Genomic DNA, 11,338 nt, shown 5'->3' on the forward strand with positions numbered 1-11,338 from the left:
TTTTGACGTAGGTAAGTTGGCGGTTCGAGAGGAAACATGGTCGACAAGATCGAATCCGCGCGGATCCAGGTGTTCGGTGCGGACCCGCGGCACGCGGAGCTCGAGGCGCGAGAGCTCCGTGAGGTTCTGCACCGACTGGACGGCGCCGGCGTGCGCTTCGCCTCGCCTGAAGCGCCGCGGGACACGGAGGGCGCGAAAGGGCCGGAACTGCTGACCCCGGAGGTCGTGCTCGTCCTCACGACGGGCTCCCTCGCGTTGGCGAGGACCGCCATCAAGGCGTGGGTCGAGGTCCGCAAAAGTCGCAAGGTGCGCATCGTGCACTCCGACGGCACGGTCACGGAGTTCGAGGGCGGTGTGTCCGGACGTGAGGTCAAGGCGCTGCGGGATGGCCAGGGCGGCAGGCCGGGCATCGGTCCGGGAGACGAACGATGAGCCGTAAGCACGCCTTGCTCGTAGGCACCGCTGTCTATGAGGACGTGAACTTCCCCGCCTTACCCTCTGTGCGCGCAGACGTTCACTACCTGAGTCAGGTTCTGGAGATGCCGGCGGTTGGAGGGTACGAGAAGTGCGTGCGGGTCGAGGACTCGTCGAAGGCGGCGATCAAGCAGACCGTCGAGCGTTTTCTGAAGGACCGCGAGCCGGACGAACTGGTCGTGCTCTACCTCAGCGGCCACGGGGCGTACGACCGTGAGGATGGTCAGCTGTACTACATCACCACGGATACCGAGGCCGACCGGATGCAACGGACCGCCCTCGAAGCTTCTTTCGTGACCGACCAGTTGGAGAAATGCGCGGCTCGACGCAAAGTTCTGCTGCTCGACTGCTGTTTCAGCGGCAGCGCGGTACAGGGCTTCCGCAGCAAAGGGGCCTCGCACTCGGCCACTGCGCCGGTTGTCGAAGCCGGCGGAGTGCACGTCATCACCGCGTCACAGCACTGGGAACAGGCATTCACCACTGATGCGGACCAGCCCTCGCAGTTCACCAGAGCGATAGTCGAAGGTTTACACTCGGGACAAGCGGACCTGGACGGTGACGGGCAGGTCTCTGCGAACGATCTGTTCCGGCACATCAGCCGTGACTTGCAAAAGGCACCCGACAGACGTCGGCAGACGCCGACCCAGTCCAGTCTTCACGTGACCGGCGACATCTATCTCGCCCGTGCCGCCGCCGGCCGTCAGATCCCCGCCCTCAAGCCGTTGCCCGCCGGGCTCACCGCAGTCAGCGACGGCGCTGGAGAGATGGCGCCGGCACCGGTCAAAGCCATCGAGGCAGCACACGACGATTCCGCCTTCACAGACGTCGAATGGAGACAGCTGCTCACGTACTACCAGCACTGTCTGGAGGCGGAGAACTCCACCGACGAACTGCTGCCGCTGGTGGGCAGCGATCCTCCACGCGCGGTCTGGCCGGCAGGGGAGGAAGTCCTGCTCTCCGGCACGGAAGCCACGGTACAAGCGCCGGAACGCGTCGTGGACCTCGCCGAGCGTGCTCACAAGGACAGCGCCGACCTCTGGTACGGGTACCCCGTCGCCGTCCTCTACGACGGCAAGCGACAGGTGTGTGCGCCGCTCGTCATGCGCCAGATCGAGGTCGAACGCGGTCCGCGGGGACGCAGTGTCGTCAGGCCCACAGGCCCGATCGTCCTGCATCCCAAACTCATCCTCGACCGGCTGGGCAAGGACGAAGGCAAGGAACTGCTTGCCGCCTACCAGCCCAACTGGCGGCCGGGATTCCGGGAGGACATGGTCCGGGACCTGCGCAGTCTGCTGCAGGAGCTGGGGCTGCCCGACACGGAGCACCTCGACCCTGGATCGCTCGGCGACGGCAGCTCGCTGTACGCCGCACATGAGGGCGCCCGCAATGTGGCGGTCGTCTTCGCGGTACGGTCGGACGCCGCGGCCACCGCACAGCTGATGAAGGACTACAGAACGCTGCAAAAGAGCGTCGGGCAGTTCGCAGGCACCGCGCTCGGAGCATTTACTGCGCGGGTGGTGCCCGGAGCGGACAAGAGCGCCGAACAGGAAGTGCAGGTCGTCGCTCCACTGGAACTGAACGAAGGACAGGAGGCGGTCATCCGGGCTGCCATGGTCCGCAGACTTACGGTCGCCACCGGGCCGCCCGGCACCGGGAAGAGTCAGCTCATCGTCAACGCGGTCGCCACGGCCAGAGCGGCCGGTCAGACCGTGCTCGTCGCGTCGACCAACAACAAGGCGGTGGATGAGGTCTGGGAGCGTTGCGAAGCGCTGGCTCCGGGACTTCTCGTACGGACGGGCAACCAAACAGCCGTCGAGCATGAGTTGCGGACACTGGAGCAGTTGACCCGCAGCGTCCGGCCCCACCAGTCCTCCCAGATGTACCGGGGCGAACTGCGGAACCATCTTCGGGTGCAAGAGGCGCTGCGTCATCAACTCGCGGAGGTCTCCCGTCGAGAGCGGGAACTGGCCGACCTCGGCCGGCTGCGCTTCTCTTACGCCGAACAACACCACGGCGACCCTCAGACGCTTGCTACGGCCCTGGGCGACGATGTTTCCCTCGGCCGGTGGCTGCGCCGGGCTCGCACCGCAGTCCGCCTCGGGATCTTCGGAGGCTGGCTGCGAAGCCGATGCCTGCGCGGTCTCACCCCTCTGTCCGTACCGGCTGCAGGCCGTCAAGACTTCGCCGACCTGCTGTCCTTCGCGGAAGCCGAAGCCGCCTGGCGACGGAAGAGCACCGCGGCCGATGCGGCACCGGCCGACGCCCAACTCCTCACGATGCTCCGGCAGACCGATCGACAGGTCCGGGAGACGGCGGCAGCGTTGCTGCAGGCGTCGGTGGCGGAGCAGGCAATGACTGCGCGTGCGGCCATCCACGACCGCATCGAAGCTGTGAAGTCACGATCACCGCGGCAGTGGTCGTCCTTGGAGCGGATCCTGCCGCAGGTGTCCGGCTGGGCCGTCACCGCGAGATCCCCACGGCGGTTCCGGGACCGGGCTGCCCTCTTCGACCTGGTCATCGTCGATGAAGCGAGCCAGTGTTCCACGCCGGATGTGCTGCCTCTGCTCTTCCGCGCCCGCCGGGCCCTCGTGATCGGTGACCCCATGCAGTTGCAGCACATCACCACACTTCAGCCTCGGCAGGAGGCGGAGGCACACCGTGGGGCCGGGCTGCGGGCGAGTTGGCTCGATGAGCACCGGTTCGAGCACCGCCGTTACTCCTCGTTCCACGCGGCTGCCCACGCGGCCGGGGAAACCCTGCTGCTGGACGAGCACTTCCGTTGTCACCCGGACATCGTCGGCATCTCGAACCGGCATTGTTATGGCAACCGGCTGACCGTCCTCACCGAACCCCGGTCGTTGCGACGCCTCGCTGGAGTCGACGCTGTTCAGTGGCTCGATGTGGTGGGAACGGCGCGCAGAGGCAGCAACGGGTCGTGGATGAATCAGGAGGAGGCAGATCGCATCCATCTTTCGGTGGAGCGGTTGCTGATGCGGCTGCCTGAAGGTTCGACGGTAGGGGTCGTCACCCCCTTCCGGGCCCAGAAGGACCTGATCGCCGAGCGCTGGAAGCACGAATCGCGCGTACGGGTCGGTACGGTGCACACATTCCAGGGAGGACAGCAGGACGTGATCCTCTTGTCTCTCGTCGCGAGCGCGAGAATGCGCCCGAGTGCGGTCAACTGGCTCTGCCGCGAGGTCAACCTGTGGAACGTCGCCATCACCCGCGCCCGTTCGCATCTCATCGTGTTCGGCGACCGCGACTTCTGGTCGGTCCGTCCGGGCATGCCGCATGCGCTGCTGGACGCGGCTGAGGCCAAAGCCGCCCTGTCGTCGTTCGACGCGAACCCGGGACAACACGGTGAGCTTGTCGGTGACCGGCTTCAACTCATGCTGGCGGACGCGATTCCCGGAGCCCTGCTCGACAGGAACGTCACGGCCGACGGCTACCCCTACGACTTCGACGTCCGCCGGGGCATGGGGGCCGCTCAGGTTCGGCTGGACCACGGAGCGTCCGCCGACACGGAGGACGCACGCCACTTGAGGCTCGCCCTCAGCCACACGGCCTTGCTGCCGAACGGTGTGCGGCTGCCTGCCTGGCATGTGTGGGCCGGCCGAGCGGAGCGAGTGGTGGCGCGGCTCAGCGGCTGATGGGGGCGAAGCGCCGACCGTGCCGCGGGCTGGGCCGAGAGGAGGCTGAAGCACACTACGCCTCCATACGCCAAGGTCTGCGCACTATCATAGGTTCGGGGGATCTCGGTGACTCGGCCTGCGCGCTGGTGATCGGCACGTCGGCATGTCGTATGAGCTTCTCCGACGACCGATTTCTTCGTAGTCCGTCAGGAGCCCAACGTGCCGTATACGGCAGAGATCAGCCGCAGCAATCCGACGAGCATCATCTTCCTCGTTGATCAGTCGACCTCCATGAGCGATCCCATCGGCGGTGAAGTACCCCAGCAGAAAGCTGATGTCGTTGCCGACGCCATCAACCGGCTCCTCACCGAACTCTCGGTCAAGTGTGCAAAAGAAGAAGGCGTACGCGACTACTTCCACGTCGCGGTCGTCGGCTACGGCGCCACCGTAGGTTCGGCGTTCGCGGGTTCGCTCGCAGGCCGGGACCTGGTCCCGCTGAGCGAGGTGGCGGACAACCCGGCTCGCGTCGACGAGCGGAGCAAGAAGGTGCCCGACGGCGCCGGTGGCCTTGTGGAGACCGTGGTCAACTTCCCGCTGTGGATGGACCCGATCGCCCACGGTGGGACCCCGATGAACCGTGCGCTTCAGTACGCGGAGAGCCTCGTCGCCGGCTGGACCGAGCGCTACCCGGCCGGTTTCCCTCCCATCGTCATCAACCTGACGGACGGCGAGTCGACCGACGGCGACCCCACCGCGGCCGCCGAAGCCATCACTTCGCATGCCACGGCCGACGGCGCGGCGCTGCTGTTCAACCTGCACGTGTCTGCCGCAGGAGGAACCCCCACAGCTTTCCCCGACTCGGCCGATGGCCTCCCCGACAGCTACGCCCGGACACTGTTCGCCATGTCGAGCCCGCTGCCCAGTCACATGCGTTCGTACGCCGCCTCGCAGGGGCAGCGGGTCAGCGAGGCCACCCGCGGCTTCGTCTACAACGCGGACATCACCACGGTCGTACAGTTCCTCGACATCGGCACCCGAGCCACCGAACTGCGGTGACGACTTCCACCTCATGCATGTACGTCACGCACCTCGTGGCCCCCAAGCACGGAAGCACGGAGGCGGAATGCGAAGACGCCGTCGCCGTGCTTCCCGGCCGCCCACACGACTACATGCTGCGGGAGCCGCTCACCGCGGGCGTCTGCGACGGGGCCACGGAGAGTGCACTGGCCAAGGATTGGGCCCGCCTGCTGTCCCGCGCGGCGGCCGAATACGCCATGGAACTGCCGGATGTGCTGGCAGGCGGTACTGCCTTCGAGGAGTTCGCGTCGTCGGCGGTGGCTCAGTGGGAGCCCTGGCTCGTGCAGTACACGCAGGCGCGCCATGCGGAGGGGCGCCCGTTGAAGTGGTACGAGCACACCAAGCTCGCAGAGGGCGCCTACGCGACCCTGCTCACGGTGCGCGTCGATCCGGACTCCGATTCCCGCGCCGACACAACTGAACCAGCTTGGCGATGGCGTGCTGCCGCCCTGGGGGACAGTTGCCTGTTCCACCTGCACGACAACCGGCTGGTACAGGCGTTCCCGGTGGCGGCCGTCGAGGAATTCGGCACAACTCCCGATCTCTTCGGCAGTCGCAACCACGACGTGGCATTGCTGGCCCGCCGCACGAGGTTCACGGAAGGCCGTTGCCGACCCGGAGACCGGCTGCTCCTGATGACGGACGCCCTGGCCGCATGGCTCTTGTCGGCCCCGGACCAGGACGACGCCGTAAGCCAGTTGCTGGAGTTCGCCGGGCCCGACGACCTGGACGGGTTCACGAACTGGCTGAACGGTCTGCGGGACTGCCGGCAACTGCGCAACGACGACGTGGCGCTCGTACGGATTGATTTCGAGGGGCGGTGAACGTGGGCTCGGCCACCGGTCCGCAACCTCAGTTCCCCAGTGGCGCCGATTACGCAGAAGCCCTGCAGCACACGCAGCTGTGCTTCCGGCACCCCGAACTCAAAGGCGCACGTCCGGAGCTGACCAAGCTCGGTCTGCCTCGCGCCATCTCCGGTGCCTTCGCGAGCGTCTTCTCGCTGACCTCGACCTCCTCAGGCCGTCGGTACGCGATCAAGTGCTTCACCCGCCACGTCCCGGACCAGGAACGCCGTTACGAGGCCATCAGCTCCCGACTCGCGCGGCTGAACCCGGCAGAACTCTCACAACCGTGGAATCTTGGATTCGAGTACCTTCCCGATGCCATCAGCGTCGGGCGGGATCGCTATCCGGTCCTGAAGATGGAATGGGTCGAGGCCATCACTCTGTCCTCCTGGCTCGAGGACAACCATACCGACCGGTTTGCCGTCGATCGTCTGGCCGACCGGTTCGAGGCGCTGACCCGTGATCTGGCGGCCCACGAGATAGCCCATGGGGACCTCCAGCACGGCAACTTGCTCGTCGCAAGCGATGACACGTTGCGTTTGGTCGACTACGACGGCATGTACGTCCCGGCGCTGGCCGGCATGGGCGGCACTGAGCGGGGGCACCGCAACTACCAGTCGCCCTTGCGGGGGAATGATGACTTCGGAGCGGCGCTGGACCGGTTCTCCGCTTGGGTCATCTTCTTGTCGCTCAAGGCGATCGCCTCCGACCCTGCCCTGTGGAACAGGCTGCACGAGCCCAGTGGCGAGTTCCTGCTGCTCACCGAGGACGACTTCAAGAATCCGGGCAGCTCCACAAGACTGCAGACTCTGCTGGCCCACCCCGACCGGACGGTGAGTGGCCTCGCCGACCAAGTGCGGTCCTTGGTCTTCCAGCCATTGGACGTGCTGCCTCCGCTTGCATCGGCCGTTCCCGAGCAACGGACTGCCGCGACGACGACCTCAACGGTATCGGCCCGTGGCACAACCGCCGCTCCTGGTGCCGGCGGACTGCCCGGTTGGATGATCGGGCACGTCCCTCCGCCGGTCACACCGACGCCGACCACACCTTCGGTCACTTCACCGGATGGCTTCCATACTCGGACGCCGCTGGATGTCACCGCAGCCGCCCTCTGGCCGCTCATGCTGGCGGCGACCGTCTTGTTGGTCGTTGTGGGGTTGTCGATGCCACCGATCGGGCCAGGTGTGCCCGTTTTCGCCGCTGCGGCGCTCACCGCGTTCGCCAGAAGCCGCCGCGAGGAGCTGAGGCAGTCACGGGCCGTCCTCGCCAAGCTGACGAACGAACTGGCCCAGCTCGATGACCCGGTCAAGGCAGCTGAGAAGCTGCGCAAGGACCGGGCGAAGTTCGACGCGGCGGAGGCGAAGCGAGCCGCCGCCTACCCACGAGCCCAGGACAAGCTCACAGCGCAGTACCACGCCGAGCTCAAGGAGGCCGAGAAGCGTAAGGTCCGCAAGCAGCGCGACATGGACAAGAAGATCGACGGCCTTTCGGAAGAACTCCGCAGAGCCCTGGCCAAGGCACTCACCGACAAGCAGTCCGCGTACGTGCGCGATCAGCTCGGCCGACGGCTGATCGCCCAGGACCCGCCGCACGGCATCGGGCCGAAACTCGCCGCGCGGCTGGCTGCGGCAGGCATCCGTACGGCAGCTGACTTCACCGGTTACCGGTCTGTGCGGAATACGCACTACAACAGCACCGGTGCCGTGCTTGTGCTGAGCAGCGGCCGCGGCATCGACGTTCACGGCATCGGCGAGGCCAAGGCCATCGCCCTCGATGCTTGGCGCAAACACCTGGTCGCCTCAGCCGAGGCTCGGCAGCCGACCGCCCTCAGTGTGTCAGAGCGACAGTCGATCGAGCAGGGCATCGCCCACCGTCGGGCCCAGCTCACCGCCCAGCGCAAGGCTGTGGAGTCCGAGACCGATGTGTTGCGTGTGAAAGCACGGAAGCGGCTGGAGGACGGTCAGGAGCGGCTCGCCCGAGAGAACACCCTTGCGGGTGATCGGGCCCGACAGCAGCGGCAGGAGTTCAGTCGGCGCACGGTCGCACTCCAGCAGAACAGCGCGCTCCACGGGACACTGAGCGCCTCCGTCGAGGCTGCCAGGCTCCGGCAGCGCGGACTGTCGTTCGCGCGCTACTTGCGGTTTCTCTACATCGGTCGCTGACGTCGCGTTCGGCTGCCGGGGACAGCAATGTGAAGGGGACGGATTTTGGCATTGCGCGTCGCGGTCGCGACTGGCCAACCACACCAACCCGATCTCGACCAGCTCACCGCGCTGTTCAAGACCCGCCTCAAACGGATGCAGTGCCCGTCCGACCTCCTTGGCGGCCTTGTCACCAAGACCGGATTCGACCCCAAGCTTTCGTAACCCCAGCCGTTGCAGAGCGCTTGGCGTCGGACAAGCTCACGACTGACTGCTTTCCTGCCTGCTCATCTGTTGGCTCTTGCTCTGATCGCTGGCAGATGCGGTCTCGTCCGGATGTGATCAGTCGATGTTCGGATCATCGGTCTCTTCGAGGAGACGGGCCGCGAGGCCGTCGGCCCACTCCACGGCCCAGGCGCGGAGTGCGGTGATGGTGGCGTCATCGAGCCCGTAGGCGGCGAAGGCTTCGTCGTCGGTCCACTCGGCGCCTGTGAGATTCGACTGCAGATCCTCGCGCTCGAAGCGGCCGCGGGCGTGGCGGCGGCCGAACTCCTCGAGCTCGGCGTTGGTCCAGCGGCGGGAGGCTGCGAACACGTCGATCAGATCGCGGGGCGCTCCGCGGTCGGCGAGGGCGCGGACCTTGGTCCCGATGACGTCCTCTTCCGCGAGGACGGGCCCGTACGGGCTCTGGGCGACCGGCCGCCAGAAGATCTCCTTGAGGATGTCGACTTCGCATTCCTGCCCGGTGGCCGGGTCGGTCACGGTGAAGCGGGCGGACAGCGGGGCGGTCTCCAGCGCGTGCACCTTCCAGCCGCGGGCTTCCAGGCCGGCGCGGAGCGTGGCGGCGATGTCGGCCATGGGCGCCGGGTTCTCGGTGGCGACGTCGAGGTCCTGGCTGGGGCGGTTGACGAGGTGGTGCGCCCGCACGGCATACCCGCCGGTGAGAACCAGGGGATACGGGGAGCCGAGGGCGATCACATCTGCCAGGAGCCGCGTGTGCAGCTCCGGCATGTCCGTCACGCGGCTGCCCGGGTGCGGGAGGCGAGCTGGGGGAAGGCGTCCTCCCACACGGTGCGCACGGTGCGACCGACGAGGGTGCGCAGCACCGGCCACAGCTGGAGGAGCAGGTCCTGGTTGAGGTAGCGGGGCAGGTCGTCGCGCAGGCCCTCGTGCAGGACGGTGCGGTACAGGCCCATGCGCTGGCGAGGCTTGCCCAGGTCGTACGAGGTCATCCCCGACCAGGCCATGTGCAGCGGCAGATCCACGACCCCGTGGGTCGGCCCGTGCAGCTCGTCCAGCGACTCCGGCAGACGCCGCCGGAACTTCTCCCGATACAGCGCGAGGTCCTCGGCGACCGCGCCCGAGAGGTCGCTCGGTGTGGGGGCGGGGTGCTGTGGGCTGGAGGGCATGACTCCATTATGGCGGCCGGAGAAGCGGTAAGGGCCGTGATGCGCGAGTCTGCGTCCGGAGTGAGTGGGAGCGGGCTCGTGGAGGGGAGCTGGCCGTGGCAGCCTGTTCCACCTCAAGCGGAGGATGGACTGTTGGTCGTGACGCTCATTTGACGCTCTGAGCGCCCGCACGCAGGGCGGCGAGTCGAGAAACCCGCCCTGACCTGGTCTTTTTTGCGACTCGCTCAGGCCGACATCTTTCCGATGACGCACCACGTGGAGTGCGTGGCGATCCTGGAGCCTGCTGACAAGGGCGCCTGACCTGCGGTTCAGCAGTAGCGCCGGTGGGTCTCGACCTGTTTCGCGATATCCAGCAGGTCGAGCTCTTCAGACCCTTCTCACCTGCGGATTTGTGCTGGAGTGGCGGGTAGGAGCGGCTGCGCGATGCCTGGCCGTCGGGGCCCTTGACGCTCATATGACGCTCGACTCCCGTCGGCGAGGCCGACTGGAACAGTGTGTTGCGATGCCCCGTAACTGCCTTGTCGGGGAGCCGCTGGCACAGCTCTGCGGCGATCACCGCTGGTGATCTCTGTTGCCGGCCATCAGTGAAGTCAAGCTGGACGGATTCTGTCTAAGTAGACTTAGACATGTTGGAGTCGATCTAGGCTGGTGGAGAGTTCCGGTGCACGAGAGCATGCTGGCCAAACCCGAGGACGTGGTCGACCGTGATCGGGAGTGGGGCCTGCTCACCGAGTTCGTCACGGACCCGGATCCGGCGATGCGCCTGGGGATCGTGTCGGGGCGCAGGCGGCACGGGAAGTCGTATCTTCTGCAGGCGTTGTCGGAGCGGGTCGGGGGTCTGTACGTCACCGCGGTGCGGGAGGAAGGGCGGCTGCCGGCGATCCAGCGGTTCAGTGACGCCATCGCGGCCCACGCCGGTCTGCAGCCCGGCACGCTGCGGTTGACCGACTGGCGCGAGGTCCTGTCCAACGCCCTCGACGTCACCGCGCGTTCACGGACCCCGTTGCTGGTGATCGACGAGTTGCCGTATCTCCTCCAGCACTCTCCCGAGATCCCCGGCCTGCTCCAGCAGCTCTACGACGAGCGCCAGCGGGGCGCCGGGGCCGGACCCGGAGCGCGGGTGATCCTGTGCGGGTCCGCGATGAGCGTCATGCACGAGCTGTTGTCGGGAACCAAGCCGTTGCGCGGCCGTGCGGTGGTCGATCTGCGGCTGGGGGCCTTCGACTACCGGGCCAGCCGTGCGTTCTGGCAGATCGACGACCCGCTGACCGCCCTGCGGGTGCACGCCGTCCTCGGCGGCGCTCCCGGTTACCGGCCGGTGGCGGCCCGCCCGCACCCGAACGACGGCTTCGCATCCTGGCTGACACGGACGCTCCTGGACCCGGGACGGGCGGTGTACTCGCGCACGGAGACCGAGTATCTGCTGCGTGAGGATCCGCGGATCACCCAGCACACCCTCTACTACGACATCCTTACGGCGATCGCCCGGGGCGCCACCACCCCCACCAGGATCGGCGCGGCCCTGGAACGGCAGCGCAACGCCGTCACTCACCCGCTCGACGTCCTGGAGTCCACCGGCTACATCCAGCGCGAGCAGGACATCCTGCGTCCCCGCCACCCTGTCATCACGCTGACCGACCCCGTCATCCGCTTCAACCAGCTGATCACCCTGCCGCAGGCGGCCACCGTCGAACAGGGCTTCGCCGAAGAGGCGTGGCAGGCCGCCGCACCGACCTTCAACTCCAAGATCCTCGGACCCC

The 11,338-nt window shown here is 67.1% G+C and carries 8 protein-coding genes and 1 pseudogene; 7 read left to right on the top strand and 2 right to left on the bottom strand.

The window, feature by feature from the left end:
* The first annotated feature begins 36 nt into the window (after positions 1 to 36).
* The 6 genes from RH94_RS26025 (at position 37) to RH94_RS41565 (ending at position 8,394) form a co-directional block, all read left to right on the top strand.
* Complete coding sequence (locus tag RH94_RS26025) at positions 37 to 432, top strand: effector-associated constant component EACC1 (RefSeq protein WP_073950462.1); 396 nt, start codon at positions 37 to 39, stop codon at positions 430 to 432.
* Positions 429 to 4,124 carry a caspase, EACC1-associated type gene (locus tag RH94_RS26030; RefSeq protein ID WP_073950464.1) on the top strand — a complete coding sequence of 1,232 codons (3,696 nt, stop codon included), beginning with the start codon at positions 429 to 431 and terminating at the stop codon, positions 4,122 to 4,124. The genes RH94_RS26025 and RH94_RS26030 overlap by 4 nt, the downstream gene beginning before the upstream one ends.
* Before the next feature lie 201 nt (positions 4,125 to 4,325).
* Positions 4,326 to 5,162, top strand: a complete 837-nt coding sequence (locus tag RH94_RS26035; RefSeq protein WP_073950465.1) for a vWA domain-containing protein — start codon at positions 4,326 to 4,328, stop codon at positions 5,160 to 5,162.
* A gap of 17 nt (positions 5,163 to 5,179) precedes the next feature.
* On the top strand, positions 5,180 to 6,007 hold the full coding sequence (locus RH94_RS26040; protein WP_073950467.1) for a protein phosphatase 2C domain-containing protein: 828 nt from the start codon (positions 5,180 to 5,182) through the stop codon (positions 6,005 to 6,007).
* Positions 6,008 to 6,009: 2 nt separating this feature from the next.
* Complete coding sequence (locus tag RH94_RS26045; protein WP_234426059.1) at positions 6,010 to 8,190, top strand: hypothetical protein; 2,181 nt, start codon at positions 6,010 to 6,012, stop codon at positions 8,188 to 8,190.
* Between the two features lie 45 nt (positions 8,191 to 8,235).
* Positions 8,236 to 8,394 carry a hypothetical protein gene (locus tag RH94_RS41565; RefSeq protein ID WP_199881061.1) on the top strand — a complete coding sequence of 53 codons (159 nt, stop codon included), beginning with the start codon at positions 8,236 to 8,238 and terminating at the stop codon, positions 8,392 to 8,394.
* A gap of 117 nt (positions 8,395 to 8,511) precedes the next feature.
* Here RH94_RS41565 and RH94_RS26050 read toward each other — a convergent pair whose 3' ends face one another.
* Both RH94_RS26050 and RH94_RS26055 read right to left on the bottom strand, forming a co-directional pair.
* Positions 8,512 to 9,180, bottom strand: a complete 669-nt coding sequence (locus tag RH94_RS26050; RefSeq protein WP_073950469.1) for a nucleotidyl transferase AbiEii/AbiGii toxin family protein — start codon at positions 9,178 to 9,180, stop codon at positions 8,512 to 8,514.
* A gap of 5 nt (positions 9,181 to 9,185) precedes the next feature.
* The gene (locus RH94_RS26055) at positions 9,186 to 9,578 is read right to left on the bottom strand and encodes a hypothetical protein (protein WP_079189191.1); all 393 of its coding nucleotides are present in this window, start codon (positions 9,576 to 9,578) and stop codon (positions 9,186 to 9,188) included.
* Positions 9,579 to 10,395: 817 nt separating this feature from the next.
* On the opposite strand from RH94_RS26055, the pseudogene RH94_RS44625 reads away from it, so the two are divergent.
* Positions 10,396 to 11,338: pseudogene (locus tag RH94_RS44625) on the top strand (AAA family ATPase); the annotation flags it as partial.

The sequence above is a fragment of the Streptomyces kebangsaanensis genome (genome assembly GCF_001906585.1).
Lineage (GTDB): Bacteria > Actinomycetota > Actinomycetes > Streptomycetales > Streptomycetaceae > Streptomyces > Streptomyces kebangsaanensis.